Source organism: Vibrio sp. 10N.286.51.E5 (assembly GCF_041469125.1).
Lineage (GTDB): Bacteria > Pseudomonadota > Gammaproteobacteria > Enterobacterales > Vibrionaceae > Vibrio > Vibrio crassostreae_C.
Map to the genome: position 1 here is coordinate 71,401 of NZ_JBFRJZ010000065.1, position 19,507 is coordinate 90,907.

A 19,507-nucleotide genomic window follows, 5' to 3' on the forward strand; every position below is an offset into this window, starting at 1 on the left:
GTTTAGTTATGAGGATTTACGAACTCTTAGGTACCACTCAGATAGCAGTCTCACTTGCTTCTCGGTGTAGCCTTTTTCCATCATACGAGCAACGAAGTCGTCATGTTTTTTCTGATCATCCGTTGAGGTCTTAGCATTGAACGAAATAACAGGAAGTAGCTCTTCTGTGTTAGAGAACATTTTCTTCTCAATCACAGTGCGCAGTTTCTCGTAGCTCGTCCACACTGGGTTTTGACCGTTATTGTTGGCTTTGGCACGAAGCACAAAGTTCACAATCTCATTTCGGAAGTCTTTAGGGTTACTGATACCGGCTGTCTTCTCGATTTTCTCTAGTTCACCATTCAGAGAAGCACGGTCAAATAGTTGGCCTGTTTCTGGGTCGCGGTACTCTTGGTCTTGAATCCAGAAATCTGCGTAGGTGACATAGCGGTCGAAGATATTCTGACCGTACTCAGAGTAAGACTCTAGATAAGCGGTTTGAATTTCTTTACCGATGAACTCTACGTAGCGTGGCACTAGGTATCCTTTCAAGAACTCTAGGTACTTCTCGGCGGTCTCTTGAGGGAACTGCTCCCGTTCGATTTGCTGCTCAATAACGTAGAACAGGTGCACTGGGTTCGCGGCCACTTCGGCTTGGTCGAAGTTAAACACACGAGACAGGATCTTAAAGGCGAAACGCGTTGATAGCCCAGACATGCCTTCGTCAACGCCAGCATAATCTCGGTACTCTTGGTAGCTCTTCGCTTTTGGATCGGTGTCTTTTAGAGTCTCACCATCGTAAACACGCATCTTAGAGAATAGAGATGAGTTTTCAGGCTCTTTTAGTCTCGAAAGAATGCTGAATTGCGATAGCAGATCGAGTGTGCTTGGTGAGCAAGGCGCTTGGGATAGCTCACTGTGCTCAAGCAGTTTCTTGTAGATCTTAACTTCTTCAGACACACGCAGACAGTAAGGGACTTTTACAATGTACACACGGTCGAGGAATGCTTCGTTGTTTTTGTTGTTACGGAAAGTCTGCCACTCAGATTCGTTCGAGTGAGCGAGAATCATACCGTCAAATGGCAGTGCAGAAAGCCCTTCGGTACCGTTGAAGTTACCTTCTTGTGTTGCCGTAAGTAGAGGGTGTAATACTTTGATTGGCGCTTTGAACATCTCCACGAATTCCATCACACCTTGGTTGGCTTTACAAAGCGCACCAGAGTAGCTGTAGGCATCAGGATCATCTTGAGAGAAGTGTTCAAGTTTACGAATATCAACTTTACCAACCAGAGACGAGATATCTTGGTTGTTTTCATCACCTGGCTCCGTTTTCGCGATCGCAACTTGATCGAGAATAGAAGGGCGCAGTTTGATGACTTTGAATTTGGAAATATCACCGCCAAAATCGTGCAGACGTTTCGCTGCCCACGGAGACATAATTGAGCGAAGATAGCGTTTCTCGATGCCGTATTCGTTCTTCAATAAGTCACCGTCTTCGTTAACATCGAATAGACAGAATGGGTGATCGTTTACTGGGCTTCGTTCACCGTCAGCAGACAATACATAGATCGGTAATTTCTGCATCAGGGCTTTAAGTTTTTCTGCGAGAGAGGATTTACCACCGCCCACAGGGCCAAGTAGGTAAAGGATTTGTTTACGTTCTTCTAAACCTTGCGCAGCATGTTTTAAGTAAGAAACAATCTGTTCAATCGCATCTTCCATACCGTAGAAATCTTTAAATTCGCTGTAGCGTGAGATGACACGGTTCGAGAAAATACGACTCAGTTGAGGGTCTTGAGCAGTGTCAATAACCTCTGGTTCGCCAATGGCTAGTAATAAGCGCTCGGCAGCATTAGCGTAAGCACTTTTATCGTCTTTACACAGCCCTAAGAACTCCTGCAATGTCAGCTCTTCTTCCTTGGCTGCTTCATAACGTGATTGATAGTGGTCAAAGATACTCATAGTCACATTCCCCTTGTTAACCAGTCAAAACTGACGAGCGATTGAAAAATAGGCTCTCCCTACATTTTAAGGTTAGACCGCTTCCACAATTTTGCTTAACAATTATGTATTTATTTACAATTTTGCGTGTGAAAAACGTGGCGAGCGCAATAGGCAACTTGAGGCGCGTAGAATCAAATTATTTTACATTCGAGGGGATCTGGCCGTTTGTTTTGAGATTTTAGGTCGCTTAACAATACTCACAATGGATTTATGTGCATTAGATGTATAACTGGGCTCTATTGATTTTTGGAATGGAGTACCATATAGTGCGCGAAGTTATCAAAAATTGCTCAATAAATAGGTAGATGTAGTGAAGAATAATGGGTTCAAAATAGTGGCTATCTGCATGTTACGCCAAATGTTCGAGTAACTGGTGGCGTTCGTTATACCAACCTTGAAGGTGATATAGAGAATAGTCCAATACTTGAAAGTGGTATCAACATGGCCGCGAACGTTGGTGTTGCTTACGTTTTCTAGTTGCTTTGGTTTTTCTCTTTGTGTGCGAACATTAAAAAAAGGGTTACTCATGATGAGTAACCCTTTTTCTTGAAACTTTTTAAAAGTTATCGCTGATCTATTAACGAATTAAGCGCTAAAGATTTGAGATAGCTCTGTCGCACATAGGTGGTACTGACGAGGGCAGTTGCGCCATGTTGTTAGCATGCGACGGTACTTCTCTAGCATTGGCATCTGGCTATTGAAGTGGTGATCGGCTTTGTCGAATTGAGGGTAAAGACCTTCAGAATCAACAAGGAAACGCACGTAGTGTACGATCTGCGCTTCAGAAGCGATATCAAAACCTAAGAACTGCAGGCGACGTTGGTCTACTTCAGCACGCTCTTGTTCTGCAAGCATTTTGTTCGACTCTTGCATTGCATGGTACATCTCCATGATGTCGATAATTTCGCGACATTCTGCTTCAGTCAAACAACCAAACTCTTTGTTAAGTTCACGCATTTGGAGTTCGTAACCACGTTCTACAATCGTTTGTAGACGCTGGTATTTCGCCGAGTTCTCAGGGTTCATTTGAGACATTAGGTAGTATTGATTTGATAGAATTAGACGCTGAGCATTGGTCATTTCCATGGGAGGAGCCTCACTAAAAAACTAAATGTTGTATTCTTTTGTTGCAGTAAGAGTAACAGCATTCCTACGAGTGGAAACATGATCTCAACACGGATTTAATATGATTTTTTGAATTGATAAACAAAAGTTGTAAAGAAAAGTGAAAGGATTGTTTGGCTCGAAAAGAAAACGCCCCAATCGAAATTGAGGCGCTTGAAATCACTATGAACGTCAGTCTAGATTAGTATTTTACGTTTGAATGGTACTGGCTAAGAACAGCAACAATCTCGTCCATTTTCTCTTTGCTTGGCGGGTTTGTACCTTCAAGAGGGTAGTCAAAACCAAGTGCTTCCCACTTATGTGCACCAAGCTTATGGTATGGAAGCAGTTCTACTTTCTCGATGTTATCCATGTCTTTGATGAATTCGCCTAGCAGATGAGCATCTTCAGGTGTGTCCGTGTAGCCAGGGACAATCACATAACGAATCCACGTCTTCTTACCGATTTTGTGTAAGTAGCGTGCGAAATCCAGAGTACGTCTGTTTGATACACCAATGAAATCGTGGTGAATCTCATCTCGCATGTGCTTAAGATCCAACATAACTAGATCAGAGGCTTCTAGGACTTCATCAACCACTTCAGTGTGCTTACGAATGTAGCCATTAGTATCAAGACAAGTGTGGATGCCTTCAGCTTGAGCTGCGCGGAAAAAGTCACGAACAAACTCAGGTTGTAGCATCGCTTCACCACCAGAACAGGTGATACCACCGCCCGATGCTTTCATGAAATGACGGTATGATTTTGCTTCGTTGATGATCTCTTCGACCGTTACTTCCTTTCCGTCATGAAGATCCCATGTATCACGGTTATGACAGTACATACAACGCATTAAGCAGCCTTGAAGAAACACAATAAAGCGGATACCAGGGCCATCGACAGTACCACAAGATTCGAATGAGTGAATGCGACCAGTTGTAGACATGAGCTATTCTCGTAGAGGAATTTATACCGTTTATTTTATTACAAAAACGGTACATAAAATAGGGTCAAATGGTAACGAGACCTTTAAAAATAAAGGCAACCACCTGTGAAGATGATTGCCTTTATTAAACTTGAAAAGTAAAGGACGAAAGCCCTTACTGGTGGCTAGAAGAAAGCAAACATTGTGATACCGCCAGTGGTGTACACTGACTCTTTCGCTTCTTCGTAATCCGGTGTTTTTGCGGTTAGCGCTAAAGAGGCACCAACGTATTGGTTATACCAAGCCACACCAAGCACAGCAGTAGCCTGAATGTTCTCTAAAGTCACATCGTATTGTTCTGGATTCGGCCAATTATCTTCGATTTCAGAACGATCGCCTTCGATAGTCAGGTCGTTGAATCGGTAGCGACCTTCAAGGCCGGCATAGGTAAACCAACCAGCGTTTGATGCGCCGATCATGCCAGGTTTGAATGGGTTTTCTATGGTGATGTTAGCTGCACCAAAGTTACCGCCTAAGTCCGTACCCCAACGGAACATAAAACCAGTCGAGATATCACTTCTAAAGTTACCGACGTTGATTTCAGAAACGTTAGAGATTTCGTAGTCAGTATTCGCAAGAGCTTGATTACGCATTAGGTTGAAATGGCTTAGGTAACCAACGCTTCCCGCCCATTCATCATCGACTTGGTATTCCCAACCCATCGGCTCATCCGACTTAGTGATTGAGTGAACCAGCTTTTGAGCATCTTCAGACAGTGCACGTTCGCCCGTAGTACCAAACGTGATATTAAAACGCTGGGCTTGCTGTGGGTTTAAGCTGATGTAATTGAATTCAGTGTGAAGGTAACCTGCGTATGGGCGATCATTAGGCGATGGCGTTTCTAACTCAATGTCAGAAGGCGTATACATCTTGTGGCCAATGGTGATTTCCCACTTGTCTAGAGAGCTTGCGCCCCAGTAGGAAAGACTCAATGGTTTTACCCAGTTATATGGCGTAATACTTGATGATGTGTAACCCAGAAATAAGCCGTTGGTATAGTCTTGGTCGACACCAAAAATACCATCATTATCTAAAGCAAAAGTTAACGTAGAACGCTCAGAGGCTAAAGATGAGAAAGAGAGAAGAATCAGGGGTAAACAACGCAGGTATTTCATGGAGCAGTTACTCTTAAATTATGAACCGCGATATTACCGTAATTTGACAGAATTTGTGGAAAAAAAGTGAATGGCAGGGTGCTTTTTTGCTCAACCTAACATTTCGCGGGATAGGTGAGTGTAGTGCGATTTATTTCAGATATAAAAAAGCCCCGCACATTGGCGAGGCTAATATTATTTACTGTCTATTGAGCGTGAGCTTATAGAGACTCAGTAAATGTACGTGCGATTACGTCAGCTTGTTGCTCTGCAGTTAGAGAGTTAAAGCGAACAGCGTAACCAGATACACGGATTGTTAGCTGAGGGTATTTCTCAGGGTGCTTAACTGCGTCTTCAAGAGTTTCGCGGTTAAGAACGTTAACGTTAAGGTGTTGACCACCTTCAATGCCAGCTTCGTGGTGGAAGTAACCATCCATTAGGCCTGCAAGGTTAGCACGTTGGCTGTCTTGTTCTTTACCTAGTGCGTTTGGCACGATAGAGAACGTGTAAGAGATACCATCTTGTGCGTCAGCAAACGGTAGTTTACCTACAGACGTTAGTGATGCTACAGCACCTTTCTCATCACGACCGTGCATTGGGTTTGCACCAGGAGCGAAAGGAGCGCCAGCACGACGACCGTCTGGAGTGTTACCAGTTTTCTTACCGTATACAACGTTAGACGTGATAGTAAGAACTGACTGTGTAGGGATAGAGTTACGGTAAGTCTTAAGCTTACGGATCTTGTTCATGAACGTAGAAACTAGTTCACAAGCAATATCATCTACACGAGAGTCGTTGTTACCGTATTTAGGGTAATCGCCTTCGATTTCGAAGTCAGTTGCGATGCCATCTTCGTCACGGATTGGTTTAACAGTCGCGAACTTGATTGCAGATAGTGAGTCAGCTGCAACAGATAGACCAGCGATACCACAAGCCATAGTACGACGAACGTCACGGTCATGAAGAGCCATTAGAGACGCTTCGTAGCTGTACTTGTCGTGCATGTAGTGAATGCTGTTTAGTGCAGTCACGTATTGCTTAGCTAACCAGTCCATGAATGTGTCTAGGCGACCCATTACGTCATCGTAGTTAAGAACTTCGTCAGTGATCTTGTCTGAAACAGGACCAACTTGCATCTTAAGTTTCTCGTCCACACCGCCGTTGATTGCGTAAAGCATTGTTTTCGCAAGGTTAGCACGAGCACCGAAGAACTGCATTTGCTTACCAACGATCATTGGAGATACACAACAAGCGATAGCGTAATCATCAGACTCTAGGTCAGGACGCATTAGGTCATCATTTTCGTACTGGATAGAAGAAGTATCGATAGATACCTTCGCACAGAAACGCTTGAAGCCGTCAGGTAGTTGCTCAGACCAAAGAACAGTGATGTTTGGCTCTGGAGAAGGACCCATAGTGTATAGAGAGTTTAGGAAACGGAAGTTCGAACGCGTTACTAGCGTACGACCGTCGATACCCATACCACCCATAGACTCTGTTGCCCAGATTGGGTCGCCAGAGAACAGCTCATCGTACTCAGGAGTACGTAGGAAACGAACCATACGCAGTTTCATTACGAAGTGGTCAATCATTTCTTGTGCTTGTTCTTCAGTGATCTTGCCAGCAGCGATATCACGCTCGATGTAGATGTCTAGGAAAGTCGAAGTACGACCTAGAGACATTGCAGCACCGTTTTGAGATTTAACAGCAGCTAGGTAGCCGAAGTAAGTCCACTGGATAGCTTCTTGAGCTGTTTGAGCTGGCTCAGAGATATCGAAACCGTATTTCTCAGCCATTTGCTTGATTTGACCTAGAGCACGATGTTGCTCAGAGATCTCTTCACGCAATTGCATTGTTGCAGAAAGATCTTCGCCGTTCTCGAAACGCTCTTGTAGAGAAGCGAATTGAGCCGCTTTGTCTTTCATTAGGAAATCAATACCGTAAAGTGCAACACGACGGTAGTCACCAATGATACGACCACGGCCGTAAGCATCAGGAAGACCAGTCAGAACACCAGACTTACGACATTTTAGGATATCAGGAGTGTAGATATCGAAAACGCCAGCATTGTGTGTTTTGCGGTATTCTGAGTAGATTTTTGAAACCATTGGGTCAAGAGTTTCACCGTATGCTTTACAAGAACCTTCAACCATACGCACACCACCGTTAGGGATGATTGCACGTTTTAGTGGCTTCTCAGTTTGTAGACCAACGATAGTCTCAAGATCTTTCTCAATGTAACCTGCATCGTGAGCAGTAATGGTAGAGATAACAGAAGTATCGAAATCTACAGGTGCTTTAGTTGCGTTTTCCTGTTTGATACCTTCCATTACCGAAGACCAAAGCTTGTTAGTTGCTTCAGTACCCTCAGAAACTAGGAAAGACTCGTCGCCTTCATACGGCGTGTAGTTCTTTTGAATGAAATCACGAACGTTTACTTCGCTTTGCCACTCACCTGCAGCAAAATCTTCCCAAGCTTTAGCAAATTGCTCTGCCATGACATACCTACCTTTTTAGTAGAAAAAATACGTACATTAACACTGTTGAGCCAGCGCCCCTCGTAAGGGTAGTACACTCTTATTAATAACAATATATATGAGCATATAAGCATCATATGGTTATATATATTGTCACTACCTTTTATATGTTGTCTTTACTCTATGTATTCAAGACTACGCTAAAAAATTTCTGCAAACCTTAAACTAAATCAATAAATGCCAAAAAAAGTTGAAAAAATTTGAGTGGCAGGGGTTGCCACCCAAACTTTTTTTTAATCCTAATACTACTTTTGTGTAGTAAGGACTATTATAGCCAAGCTTTTAGACCATACTGACCTTCTAGCATACCAACTGCAAGCATTGCCACTAGACAGATAACTAAAACGCCAACAGGGATAACAATCTTATCTACAAATGATAGACGCTTTGCACGCTCTTTATCACCAATTAGACCATTATTATCAAGAAGCATAGTTAGTGCCCATGCTAATACTGGGTTAACAACCGCTGAACCAAAGATACAGATACCAGCCGCTTGAGAATCTTTTGAATCCTTAACCATTTGCATACCTGCTTCAAGTAGAGGTAGAGATACACCTACAAGTAGCGCAACACGCATCACTGGTGGCCATACTGCTACGTCCATCGGGAAACCAAGAATCGCAACAATAATACATAGAGAACCAAGCAAGATTGCGCCGCCAGGGATTGGACGTTTCGCGATTGCTGCTGGGATCATGTAAGTACCCCAAGAAGATGTGATGTTACCACCACCTACTGCAGTACCGACCATTTGACGAACAGAACACATCGTCATTGTGTCATCTACGTCCATCAGAACTTTTTCAGAACGTTTAGGGTAGTTCAGCTCTTGGAAGATACGGTGACCTAGGAAGTCTGGTGACCACATTGCTACTGCAAGAATAGCGAACGGTAGCGAAGCGATGAAGTGCTCAACATTTGGCAAGCCAAGCATCCAACCTTCAGAAGTCGAACCCCACCAGTAAACTGGGTTTAGGTTTGGAATGCCCATTTCAGTTTCGAACACGATATCGAAACCAGCGCCTAATGCTAATGCAATAGCAAGGCCTGTAAACGCACAAACTGGAATAGCTAACCAACGCTTGTTCACTTTTGCTAAGAAAGCGTAGATAGCAATAGTAATAGCAAGAACGATAAGACCCACGTAACCCATGCTACCCGCTTCAACAGTAGAAGATTGAAGACCAACCGCCCATGCTTGAATTGAGTTGATTTGGCTCATGGTACCGGTTAAGCCTAAGAATATGAGCAAGCCACCTGCTGTACCTTCAGAAGTTAGGTTAACAAGTTTAGATCCGCCTTTTAGGAAACTTAGGATGAGACCGAACACACCGATCAGGATGGCCAATGCAAGAGGGTGAGCACCAGCGAGAGCGATGGTACCGATAAGAGGGATCATTGGGCCGTGGTTGCCGGCAAGGTTTGCTTTAGGGTTAAAGAAACCAGAAGCAAGGATACAAAACAGTAGTGCAGGGATAAGCATTTCTACACGAGCGACTTCAATTGCGAAGTCTTTACCTAGGTTTACGTGATCCCAAGCTTGAGTTAGGCCATCAGCCCACGACATCATTACTGCAGAGTACATCGCAATGATACCAATAGTACCAGCAAGTGCAGGAACAAGATCTTCAAGTTCAAAGCGGAAGTCACGACCTGGAAGGTTTAAACCGAAGCGGCGAGGCTTCATGATTTGAAGTTCGTGATCTAGATAATCTGAGCGGCTCTCAAATTCAGAAGCAGGACGGTGTAGCTCTTTATAGCTTTTCTCTTCTACTTCAGAGTTCGCATTATTGACAACGTCTGACATAGATTCCTCATATTTTTTGTTAGTAATTCTAAAATTGAATTCTATAAGTTCGCGTAATTGCGTAATTGCGTTATTTCTTAGTTATAACTCATTAACATTATGTTGCACGGTTTTGCTGTGCTTTATGCAGCTAAGTTAAAAGAAATGTTTGGCATTTTTCATGCCTTATTCTTTGCTGAGGAGTCTAACAAGCTTACCCTTTAGGGTGATTGATCTTGATCACTTTATGAGTTTATGTGAAAGAAAGCTACAAAACGCAGCGATTCATTAACTTCCCATTGATGAATCGTGTAATTAGTTTTCACAAATTGACGTTTTCGTATTCTAGTCACAGTTCTCACAGTGATTTATACAATATTGTAATGGTTGGCTTACTTTTTGCTTTATTCTAATAAGATAATTAATTCTGGCGAGCTGTTGCCACAAACTAGGACAAAATAGATGAAAAAGACACAAATGTTGCCACTAGCGGCAATTATTTCAGGATTACTTGTTGGTTGTGGCGGCGGCGGTGGTGGCGGCGGTGGCAAACCAGTAAAAAGTTATACATTTGAGTTTGTACAAATGGAAGTCAACAAGTCGACAGCTGAATGTACGAATACGACTAGCCCAGCTATTTTTAAATCTTATAGTGATGGAAACTTTGATTACGCGAAAATAGCGACAACTGTTTACGATATCCATAGCTATAATGCCAACGGATCATTTAACAAATCGTTGAAAGATAAGCTATCAAACGGAAAGTTGACATTTACAGAAAACGATGTGGAAGATGGTGGTTTTGTTACCGTTATTGATAGTGTCAGTTTTGCTGGTACAGAATTCGCTCATACTTTGTCGATTCAAAAAGAGCTTTTGGGAGATTACTTAATTAATATTGAAGCGACTCAGGGTACAGCTGCTTGTTATACATCTAATAAGTTAGGTCGAGTTTCAGAAGATAAAGCGGTTGCACTTGTAAGTTCGAATTCAATTGCTTCATACTCAGTAGAGACTTATTGGACAGGGAAAAAGGTCGGAAACTCTGTTATAGCAGGACTTAATATAATTGATAGCAATGAAGATGTCTTAGGGGTGGGATACGACAACAACGGTTCTATTGTCGAATTCGCTTTAATGAAAGGCAGCGATTTGTCTACCGATGATGGAAGTGTTCCTAGTTCGATATTATTGCAAGAGTTAACAGATGACGTGGCTCTATCTTGGAACAGCGAGAGTACATTGAGTTCTGAATCGGCGGTTGTTAGTGCAAACTCAAATTCCACACGCTTTATTTGGCAAAATCTATCTGTATCAGATTCTATTTTGAACTATTCAAACGATTTTACTTACTCTATTTTGACTAGTGCTGAACACGATGAGGGCTGGTCGATCGAAAAGAACCAATATAGCCCAAGTATAAGCAACATTATAGACATCGATTTTGTCGATGCTGTCATTTCTAATAGTAATCCAAGACTAAACTGTACAGGAAACAATTGTATAGTTAGTAGTAATGGTGCGGTTACAGTAGATGATGAGACAATCGTAAGAATCAATGTTCCAGTGGGTACCGTTGCGAAACATGCGATTTATGCTAACCCTTCACAATCTACTTCGAGCATAATCATCCCGGAGTATGATGGCATTTCGACTGACGCATCACCAGCAGACGGAAACACAATAGAGGTAACATACCTGTCTTTAGACTCTGTTACGCCAGAAGGGTTTGAGCTTTTAGCTAATGAGTATTCTAATCCTCAGAGTTCAGAGAAATTTGTCGATAGAGTTTCATTAATTTCCCCTCCCTCGACAACAAGAAGCTCAGTTTTGGATAAGTCTGAATTGAATTATCAGAAAGTTGAGAAAGATATACCAGCCAGCTAGTGGTTGGAATGTTGCGCGCTTAACAAAAATAAAACATGAATAGCCCCTTAATTGGGGCTTTTTTATAAGCAGTATTCATATCATTGAGGCGAAAACGCTACCTTTTGCATAATAAGTCAGAGTGAATCGCTATTTATTCCAATTTATCAGGTTAATAATTTGTTGCATGTTGTTTCGTGTGATGCTAGTTTGTATCGCATGAAAAGGTCGGAGTACCTTGCATTTTCACAAACTTGGGAGAGAAAGCGCATGAAAGATGTACCAGCGCTGGACATAAAGGATCTACACAAAACGTTTGGTCAAAATGAAGTTTTAAAGGGAATTTCACTTTCTGCGCATAAAGGCGATGTTGTATCGATTATCGGTTCTTCAGGGTCGGGTAAAAGTACTTTCCTTAGATGTATCAACCTTTTAGAGACACCAACTGCAGGCGAGATTTGGGTTAATGGCGAATTAATTCAAATGAAAAACAACCGCCAAGGCGTATCTGTTCCTGCCAACGAAAAACAAGTACAGCGTATCCGTTCACGCTTAGCGATGGTTTTTCAAGGCTTCAATCTTTGGTCTCACCTGACCGTTCTCGAAAATGTTATCGAAGCACCCGTTCACGTATTAGGTGTACCTAAAGCTCAAGCGATTGAAAATGCAGAACTACTACTTAAAAAAGTAGGCTTGTATGAGCGCAAAGATTACTACCCAGGTCATTTATCCGGTGGACAACAACAACGAGCGGCAATTGCTCGAGCGTTAGCGGTTGATCCGGAAGTGATGCTGTTTGATGAGCCAACATCAGCACTTGACCCTGAGTTAGTAGGGGAAGTACTCGGTGTAATGCGAGATCTAGCAGAAGAAGGAAGAACCATGCTTGTGGTAACACATGAAATGGCTTTTGCTCGTGACGTATCAAACCATGTGATGTTCCTGCACCAAGGTCTAGTGGAAGAACAGGGCGATCCAGCTAAACTGTTTACGGAACCTGAATCTGAACGTTTACAACAATTTATCTCATCGATTTACTAATCAGAATTGAAACGCCGTTGCCAACGGTAAACAGCGACGGTGTGAACAATAAAACACAACAAGTAAGTTAATAAGCAACAACAAACACAACATTAAAACTAGCAAAACATAAAAACCTAAATCACAGGAGTAGGGATATGAAAAAGTGGTTATTAGTCGCGGCACTTGCTGCAACTGCTGCAACGGGCGTAGCTCAAGCAAAAGAATGGAAAACAGTACGCTTTGGTATTGAAGGTGCTTACCCTCCATTTAGCTGGACAGAAGCTGACGGGTCACTGAAAGGCTTCGATGTCGATATGGCTAACGCACTTTGTACTGAAATGCAGGTGCAGTGTAAGATCGTTGCACAAGACTGGGATGGTATCATTCCTTCTCTACTTGCTCGTAAATATGATGCGATCATCGCGGCAATGTCTATCACGGAAGAGCGTAAGAAAAAAATCGACTTCACTGGTAAATACGCACTTATCCCAAACAAGTTCATCGCTAAGAAAGGTGCAGGCCTTAACTTTGATGATCTAAGCGGTCAAAAGATTGCAGTTCAACGTGCAACAACTCACGATAAATACCTAACAGACAACTACGGCGATACAGTAGAGATCGTTCGTTACGGTTCATTCGACGAAGCTTACCTTGATCTAGCAAACGGTCGTGTTGCTGCTGTACTAGGTGATGCATCTGCTCTAGAAGAAGGCGTGCTGAACAAAGCTGGTGGTGAAGACTACGAGTTTGTTGGCCCCTCTCTAACGGATCCTAAGTGGTTCGGTGAAGGTATGGGTATTGCTGTTCGTAAGCAAGACAAAGATCTGACTAAGCAATTAGATGCGGCAATCCTTTCACTACGTGAAAAAGGCATCTACCAAGATATCGCGGCTAAATACTTCAACTACGACGTATACGGTCAGTAATCTTTAGCGTCAATTCTTAAGGGAGAGGTTCTCCTCTCCCTGTCTTACCAACTTTTTCGCAGTTCTGTTGGAATCCATTATGTTTGATTTACAAGGATATGAAGCGTCGATCCTGAAAGGGGCGGTGCTCACAATCGAAGTTGCCTTGCTGTCGCTAATTTTAGCTATGGTTCTTGGTATGCTAGGTGCCTTAGCAAAACTCGCGCCTTATCGCTGGGCTCGTGCTATTGCAACCCTCTACACAACCGTCATTCGAGGCATTCCAGATCTCGTACTGATGATGCTGATTTTCTTTGGTGGACAAATCCTTTTAAACAACAGTTTGTATTCCATCAACGAGTGGCTCAACGAGTGGTTTGCATCCAGTGATCCTAACCACGAATGGACCGCTTACTTACCTGATTATATTGATGTCAGCCCATTTGTTGCTGGTGTCTTAACCATAGGCTTTATTTTCGGTGCCTATATGGCAGAAACGTTCCGTGGTGCCATCATGGCTGTCGACAGCGGTGAAATGGAAGCGGCAAAAGCTTATGGTATGAGCCCTGTAAAGGCGTTTCACCGCATACTGCTACCGCAGATGATTCGTCACGCATTACCGGGTTTTGGGAATAACTGGCTGGTATTACTTAAAACCACTGCGCTGGTTTCGATTATTGGCCTAGAAGACATGGTACGTGTTAGTGCACTGGCGGCGGGTTCAACCAAAATGCCATTCACTTTCTACATGACTGTGGCGATTATCTTCTTATTCTTCACCAGTGTTTCAACGGGCTTACTTAAGCTGGTTGAACGTAAATTCAGTATCCACGCGAGGTAGTTATGGACTTTTCATTGATAATTGAAAGCCTGCCGATTTACCTTGGTGGTTTATGGACAACGGCTTGGATGGTTTGCGTTGCTTTGATCATTGGCTTATTCGTCGCCATACCACTAGCTATCGCTCGTAACAGTCCAAATATGCTGATTAATGCTCCGGCTTGGTCATTCATCTATTTCTTCCGTGGTACGCCATTACTGGTTCAGCTGTACCTGATTTACTACGGTATGGACCAATTCTTCCCAGTGAAAGACACATTATGGGAAAACGCATGGTTCTGTGCTTTGGTGGCATTCATTCTTAACACGTCAGCTTATACCGCAGAGATCATTCGTGGTGCGATTAACGGCTTACCTAAAGGTGAAGTCGAAGCAGCAAAAGCTTACGGCATGAGTACACCGAAGACTTACCGTCGTATCATTTTACCAAGTGCTCTGCGTCGCGCATTGCCGGCTTACAGTAACGAAGTCATCTTCATGCTTCACGGCTCTGCGGTAGCGGGTATCGTAACCATTATGGACTTAACCGGTGCTGCACGTTTGGTTAACTCACGTTACTACGCTCCATTCGAGTCTTTCCTAACGGCAGGTCTGTTCTACATGGCGTTAACGTTCATCATCATCGCGATTTTCAAATTCGCAGAGAAACGTTTCCTTGCTTACCTAAGACCACTTAGCTAATTGCACGGTATTCACACAGTTAACAAAACGGCGCTCATTGAGCGCCGTTCTTATTTAGGGTTTGTATAGGAATTAGTTGAGTAGCTCTTTGAAGCAAAAAGGACTTATTACACAAGCAATAAGTCCTTTAACTTTGTTTCTGATTTACTAGTTCAAAAAGCAATTAAACTTCATTAACGCCAATGAAATCACCATCAAAGGATGCATCAGTGTAGATGATGACTTCTTTGCCTCCTTTGGTGAAGCTATAAGCGGTAATCGTTTCAGTTCCATCGAGTCCAAGTTTATCTTGCATATCTTGGTCTAGCGTCACTGATGTTGCGGTTTGGTATTGGAATCCTTGAAGATGACTAGCGTCGATATCTTCAATTCCTAAAGCAAAGAATTCAGCAACTTGGTCGTCGTTCTTTGCTCTATTACCATCAAGGTCATGGTTTTGATTGAAGGTTTTACCTAGAGAAATAGTCAGTTTGTCATTAGCTGAGTCTCCCCCTATGACTGCTTCAAACCCATTGATGTTTGACCCCTTCGACATGTCGATATCGACACCACCAGGGTCATTGGCGACCAGTACATCGAACCCTTTACCACCATGAATTAGAGTATCCTCTGCATCAAAGGCTACTGTATCGTTGCCTTTACCAGCACGGATTTCGTCTGCACCACCACCACCAATGATGATGTCATCGCCTTTACCGCCTTTGATATGGTCGATTCCGTCTCCGCCATCAAGCCAATCATCGCCTTTACCACCAAATAATTGCTCTGGTTGGTCGTCGATTTCAACGGTGGTTACCACATCATCGAAGTCACCATCACCGCCAGGGTTGTCATTCCAGAACTGATTTCCGAGTTCTGTACCCGGATTGAAGTTGTTAATGCCGCTAACATCTAAGGTAAGGTTGCCGTTACTACCGACTAAATCTTGTACGCCCAGCAAGAAGGGGTGGTCACTATTGTTAGAGCTGGTCGCTTGTTGAGTGTTTAAGTCAATTGCGATACTTTCGCCTGAGACGAAACCGTCATTCCCGCCATCTGGGATAATGAAGAACCCGAGCGTATCAACGCAATCATCACAGTGCCCCAAATCGAGACTAAAGCTGTTGCCAGCTTCAGAGTTTGGAAGGTGATCTTTCACATTCCCCCAAATGACTTCAGCGTTTACATTGCCTTCACTGTCTTTTGTGAAGTAACCAAACGAATTTTCGAAGCCCGCTTCGGTGCCTTCCATAGTGACGTCAATAGTCCCTCTGAAGCTACTTACATCGTAGTAACCCGTCTCAGGATCGAGTTCAGGTATGCCACCTTTGGCGTTGTCACCACCAAGAATGACATCGTCCCCACGACCACCGCGCAATATATCGGTTCCGTCACCCGTTAGGCCATCGGTGGTAACAGAAGTGACGTAGTAGTCACTTGAATCGGCATTAGCGTCTCCGTTTTTGTCAAATGCAGGACCAACGGCAGTAAACTGAAGTTCATCAAAGGCTTTAAAGCCAGTGTCATCAGGACCGATGTTTAGATAACCGCTGTTGTTATTGCCATCCGCTAAATCGCTCGCAATGAAATCGCCCTCAGCGACCAGAATACCTTCCCGATATGCTGCCCAATGGCCTGCCTCATCTACGCCATTGTCGCCTTCATTTAAGTAGAGGTTGGAAATGCCGACTTTAGCAATCATTGTATGTTCGTCTAAGCTGACGGAAAACATCTCTGATGCACCTTCACCGGTAACGCCGTCGTAGCTGAAGCCAATTTGAGCAAGCACGCCAGCCTCAGCTGCGCCATCTACCCCATAACCTGTACCGCCAGAGCTTGCATTACCTGTATCAACGGTGCCGACAGAACCATCAGCGTTGTAGGCGGTTGAATTTGCTGATAGGTCGACGGATGTCGTTGGCTCCGCTAATTCAAACTCGCCGGTTCCTTCGTTAAACGACAGCGCTTCAAAGTTATCGCCGATAATTACGTCATTCCCTTTACCGCCTCGAATCAAGTCGTTCCCAGCGGCGCCTTCATTTGCAGCGTCTGGCCCGTTATCACCAATGAGCACATCGTTATGCAGTACCTGCTTCAATGACACATTATCAATCAGAGCCCCAAAGGTGTCTTCTGCGCCGTCGGCAATAAAATTGAGTGAGTAATTTCCTGAAGAGAGATCGACATCTTCGCTAAACAGATCCCAATCATCATCGACGCCGTCAATGTCTTGGAAAGACTTCTCGAATACAACGTCGGTGCCCGCCATTATTTGGACTGTGAAAGGAGCGGTGGTGCTATCGCCTCCTTTATTACGGAAAGCGTAGGAAAAATCGAGTTGATATATACCGTCGTCATCGACCGTAAATGTTTGGGAGACGGTTGAATTTGAATTCGCGCCATGCGAGTCTAATTCTAGGAAGTGACCACTGGCGATATCAGTCCCGTAACCATCAGCTGGGACACCGCCATGCAGTTGTTCTTGAATCTCGATACTGCCAACCTCGGCGTTCCATGCACCGGCGCTTGGCGCTGTTCCCCATGTATTGCCAAGGTCAAAAGCTTCAAAATCACCATCGCTGATTAGGTTTTCGCCAAATTCTGCACCAGCGCCTCTGTCACCATAAATAATGTCATTGTTCGCACCGCCTTCAACATAATCATCACCGGCACCTGCAACCACAATGTCGTCAACACACTCTTCTCCTAGCGCTTCTAAATCTTTATCGCGTGCCGCGCTTAAATCGCGGTTAACGCCGGCTTCATCACCAGCATTGAGCGAATGATTCCAAGCTTCAACCACATCGTTTCCGGCACCTGCTTTAATTGTGTCCGATCCACGTCCAGCAGCGATAAAGTCATCGCCGCTGCCGGCATGCACAATGTCGTCGCCTTTACCGGCTCGTACTTCGAGGTTATCGCCGCTGAGGTTAGAAAGGTCATTGTTGACATCTCTAGATTCTGGGGTGGGGAGGTTAGGACCATCTACTAGTATATTGGTATCATTGCTACCATTACTTTTCAGTCCTGCTGCTGTATTGGTTACTTCTGCCATCGTTTTTTCCTCACATATCATTCGATACATAGAGGCAGCCCAGCCATCTCGGCTTCATCCCTGAGATCTGGAGCTTTCCGTCCTCACCTCACGATGAGTTTGGCTTTATCTTCTTTGTGCGCTTGGTTAAATTTCTCTCATTGCCTTATAGGCGCTCACAGAGAGTGGGTTGAGTAGATACTCGAGCGGTGTTTGTTGCTCAAGTAATATCATCACTTCTGCGGGCATGCCCGGATACAATGAGATGTTTTCTAATGCTTCTAGCTCAGACTTATCTAACGATACTCTCGCTAAGTAAGCAGAAGATCCTGTAGCTTGATCGCTAATGCGGTCAGCCGAAATATGGACTAATTTTCCACGAATCGGTGGTGTTTTACGGAAACTGTATGCAGTCAGTCTTACTTGGGTATCCAAGCCAATTCGTAAGGCTTCGATGTCTTCTGGCTTCACTAACGCTTCTACAATCAACTCGTCATTTTGCGGAACCAATTCCATCAAGGTTTCACCGGGTGGAACGATGGCATTTTCGGAGACCACATTAAGTCCAACTACCACACCACTTTGAGGTGCTCTTATTTCAACCCGGGTAAGAATATCTTGAGCATTGACCATAGCCTCTCTGGTTTCATTCAGCTTTCTTTCTAAATCTTGTATCTCTTCGCCGAGCGTTTTGGCGTAAGTATAATCCGCATTGATCAACTCTAACTTCGCTTCGGCGATGGTGCGTTTGGCGTGGCCAATCCTAGCTTTGAGGTCAGCAACGTTACCTTGTAATTGAGAGCGTTCTCGCTGTAAATCCAATAAGCGAGATTTGGATGTGTTACCGGAAACAAGCAAATCTTGGTGCATTTGTACCTGTTCTTCTAAATACTTCAGGCTTCGGTTTCCGGCTAAGAATCGTTGTTGGAAGCCTTGCAGATCAAGTTTTGATTGCTCGACTTTTTGCTGTAACACATCGGATTCACCGGATTTTAACGATTGTCTTTTGCTGAAAAGCTTACTCTGCGTATCAAGTAAGCTTGATACGTTTGGGTCACTCATAAGGGAGAGTAATCTCATATCAAATTGAATTTCTTGATGACTCGCTAACTCTGATTGTAAGCGGTTCAGCCGCGCTAAATCACTTTGCCACTGAGCTCTTAGCCTTAGAAGCGATGCTTGAGCTTGTGTGTGACTTAACGTGATGAGCAGTTCGTCTTTTTGAACATGGTCGCCGTCAGAAACATGGACGATTTCTACAATCCCGCCTTCTAAGTGCTGAATGGGTTTTCGCTTTGATTCTACGATAATCACGCCTGGCGCAATGGCAGCAGAAGAAAGCGGGGCTAGGTATGCCCAAGCAGCAAAGCCACCAAGAGTAGTCACAAGAACTAACCAGATGAACACCTGTATTTTGAATGTAGAAAAGATCAGTTTTCTACCATCGTCGAAGTGAATACCTTTATCGTCATGATGAATACTAGCCATTCGACACCTCCGAGGAAGCGACATTGAAGAGCGACCGGACAACTTTACTCGCTTCGCCTGCTTGCGTTATCTGGCCGTTTTTCAATTCAACAACCCAATCGACATGTCTGAGTAAGCTTGGGTTATGCGTTACCATCACGACAGAAATGGATTTCTCTTTCGCCAATTGTAATAGCGAAACAAGGGCGTGTTGATCTTTCGT

The 19,507-nt window shown here is 43.8% G+C and carries 13 protein-coding genes, 2 pseudogenes and 1 riboswitch; of the genes and pseudogenes, 6 read left to right on the forward strand and 9 right to left on the reverse strand.

Annotated elements, in window-relative coordinates:
- Positions 1–6 precede the first annotated feature (6 nt).
- Positions 7–1,941 (reverse strand): PrkA family serine protein kinase, encoded by a 1,935-nt coding sequence (locus tag AB4161_RS20365; protein ID WP_017062132.1) that lies wholly within the window; start codon positions 1,939–1,941, stop codon positions 7–9.
- Between the two features lie 378 nt (positions 1,942–2,319).
- On the opposite strand from AB4161_RS20365, the pseudogene AB4161_RS20370 reads away from it, so the two are divergent.
- Positions 2,320–2,460 (forward strand): annotated as a pseudogene (locus tag AB4161_RS20370) (MipA/OmpV family protein); the annotation flags it as partial.
- A gap of 108 nt (positions 2,461–2,568) precedes the next feature.
- On the opposite strand, the gene AB4161_RS20375 reads toward AB4161_RS20370, so the two are convergent.
- From AB4161_RS20375 to AB4161_RS20395, 5 genes are all read right to left on the reverse strand, one after another.
- On the reverse strand, positions 2,569–3,069 hold the full coding sequence (locus AB4161_RS20375) for a YfbU family protein (protein ID WP_017070032.1): 501 nt from the start codon (positions 3,067–3,069) through the stop codon (positions 2,569–2,571).
- Between the two features lie 220 nt (positions 3,070–3,289).
- Positions 3,290–4,030, reverse strand: coding sequence for a pyruvate formate lyase 1-activating protein (pflA, locus tag AB4161_RS20380; RefSeq protein ID WP_010437353.1), 741 nt, complete (start codon positions 4,028–4,030; stop codon positions 3,290–3,292).
- A gap of 164 nt (positions 4,031–4,194) precedes the next feature.
- Positions 4,195–5,184 carry a lipid A deacylase LpxR family protein gene (locus AB4161_RS20385; RefSeq protein ID WP_372084104.1) on the reverse strand — a complete coding sequence of 330 codons (990 nt, stop codon included), beginning with the start codon at positions 5,182–5,184 and terminating at the stop codon, positions 4,195–4,197.
- A gap of 200 nt (positions 5,185–5,384) precedes the next feature.
- Positions 5,385–7,661 (reverse strand): formate C-acetyltransferase, encoded by a 2,277-nt coding sequence (gene pflB, locus AB4161_RS20390; protein WP_102427865.1) that lies wholly within the window; start codon positions 7,659–7,661, stop codon positions 5,385–5,387.
- Between the two features lie 307 nt (positions 7,662–7,968).
- Positions 7,969–9,510, reverse strand: coding sequence for a DUF3360 family protein (locus AB4161_RS20395; protein WP_017062126.1), 1,542 nt, complete (start codon positions 9,508–9,510; stop codon positions 7,969–7,971).
- A 441-nt stretch (positions 9,511–9,951) separates the two neighbouring features.
- Between AB4161_RS20395 and AB4161_RS20400 the strand changes: the two genes are divergently transcribed.
- The 5 genes from AB4161_RS20400 (at position 9,952) to AB4161_RS20420 (ending at position 14,804) form a co-directional block, all read left to right on the forward strand.
- Positions 9,952–11,376, forward strand: a complete 1,425-nt coding sequence (locus AB4161_RS20400) for a hypothetical protein (RefSeq protein ID WP_372084107.1) — start codon at positions 9,952–9,954, stop codon at positions 11,374–11,376.
- 249 nt (positions 11,377–11,625) lie between these two features.
- Positions 11,626–12,396, forward strand: coding sequence for an ABC transporter ATP-binding protein (locus tag AB4161_RS20405; protein ID WP_004736532.1), 771 nt, complete (start codon positions 11,626–11,628; stop codon positions 12,394–12,396).
- 137 nt (positions 12,397–12,533) lie between these two features.
- A complete protein-coding gene (locus AB4161_RS20410; protein ID WP_017062125.1) occupies positions 12,534–13,304 on the forward strand; it encodes an ABC transporter substrate-binding protein in 771 nt (256 codons plus the stop codon).
- Between the two features lie 79 nt (positions 13,305–13,383).
- On the forward strand, positions 13,384–14,124 hold the full coding sequence (locus AB4161_RS20415) for an ABC transporter permease (RefSeq protein ID WP_017062124.1): 741 nt from the start codon (positions 13,384–13,386) through the stop codon (positions 14,122–14,124).
- A 2-nt stretch (positions 14,125–14,126) separates the two neighbouring features.
- A complete protein-coding gene (locus tag AB4161_RS20420; protein ID WP_017062123.1) occupies positions 14,127–14,804 on the forward strand; it encodes an ABC transporter permease in 678 nt (225 codons plus the stop codon).
- Between the two features lie 163 nt (positions 14,805–14,967).
- Here the strand turns inward: AB4161_RS20420 and AB4161_RS20425 are convergent, their stop codons facing one another.
- From AB4161_RS20425 to AB4161_RS20435, 3 genes and pseudogenes are all read right to left on the reverse strand, one after another.
- Positions 14,968–17,838: a hypothetical protein gene (locus AB4161_RS20425; RefSeq protein WP_372084110.1), complete on the reverse strand. Its 2,871-nt coding sequence runs from the start codon at positions 17,836–17,838 to the stop codon at positions 14,968–14,970.
- A 30-nt stretch (positions 17,839–17,868) separates the two neighbouring features.
- Positions 17,869–17,952: riboswitch (cyclic di-GMP riboswitch) on the reverse strand.
- A gap of 12 nt (positions 17,953–17,964) precedes the next feature.
- Positions 17,965–19,305 carry an HlyD family type I secretion periplasmic adaptor subunit gene (locus AB4161_RS20430; RefSeq protein WP_017070029.1) on the reverse strand — a complete coding sequence of 447 codons (1,341 nt, stop codon included), beginning with the start codon at positions 19,303–19,305 and terminating at the stop codon, positions 17,965–17,967.
- Positions 19,298–19,507: pseudogene (locus AB4161_RS20435) on the reverse strand (hypothetical protein); the annotation flags it as partial. The pseudogene AB4161_RS20435 and the gene AB4161_RS20430, both read right to left, overlap by 8 nt.

Bases quoted from the DNA above. Each gene is read 5' to 3' on its own strand.
- AB4161_RS20365 (WP_017062132.1), bottom strand. From the start codon at position 1,941: ATGAGTATCTTTGACCACTATCAATCACGTTATGAAGCAGCCAAGGAA.
- AB4161_RS20375 (WP_017070032.1), bottom strand. From the start codon at position 3,069: ATGGAAATGACCAATGCTCAGCGTCTAATTCTATCAAATCAATACTAC.
- pflA (WP_010437353.1), bottom strand. From the start codon at position 4,030: ATGTCTACAACTGGTCGCATTCACTCATTCGAATCTTGTGGTACTGTC.
- AB4161_RS20385 (WP_372084104.1), bottom strand. From the start codon at position 5,184: ATGAAATACCTGCGTTGTTTACCCCTGATTCTTCTCTCTTTCTCATCT.
- pflB (WP_102427865.1), bottom strand. From the start codon at position 7,661: ATGGCAGAGCAATTTGCTAAAGCTTGGGAAGATTTTGCTGCAGGTGAG.
- AB4161_RS20395 (WP_017062126.1), bottom strand. From the start codon at position 9,510: ATGTCAGACGTTGTCAATAATGCGAACTCTGAAGTAGAAGAGAAAAGC.
- AB4161_RS20400 (WP_372084107.1), top strand. From the start codon at position 9,952: ATGAAAAAGACACAAATGTTGCCACTAGCGGCAATTATTTCAGGATTA.
- AB4161_RS20405 (WP_004736532.1), top strand. From the start codon at position 11,626: ATGAAAGATGTACCAGCGCTGGACATAAAGGATCTACACAAAACGTTT.
- AB4161_RS20410 (WP_017062125.1), top strand. From the start codon at position 12,534: ATGAAAAAGTGGTTATTAGTCGCGGCACTTGCTGCAACTGCTGCAACG.
- AB4161_RS20415 (WP_017062124.1), top strand. From the start codon at position 13,384: ATGTTTGATTTACAAGGATATGAAGCGTCGATCCTGAAAGGGGCGGTG.
- AB4161_RS20420 (WP_017062123.1), top strand. From the start codon at position 14,127: ATGGACTTTTCATTGATAATTGAAAGCCTGCCGATTTACCTTGGTGGT.
- AB4161_RS20425 (WP_372084110.1), bottom strand. From the start codon at position 17,838: ATGGCAGAAGTAACCAATACAGCAGCAGGACTGAAAAGTAATGGTAGC.
- AB4161_RS20430 (WP_017070029.1), bottom strand. From the start codon at position 19,305: ATGGCTAGTATTCATCATGACGATAAAGGTATTCACTTCGACGATGGT.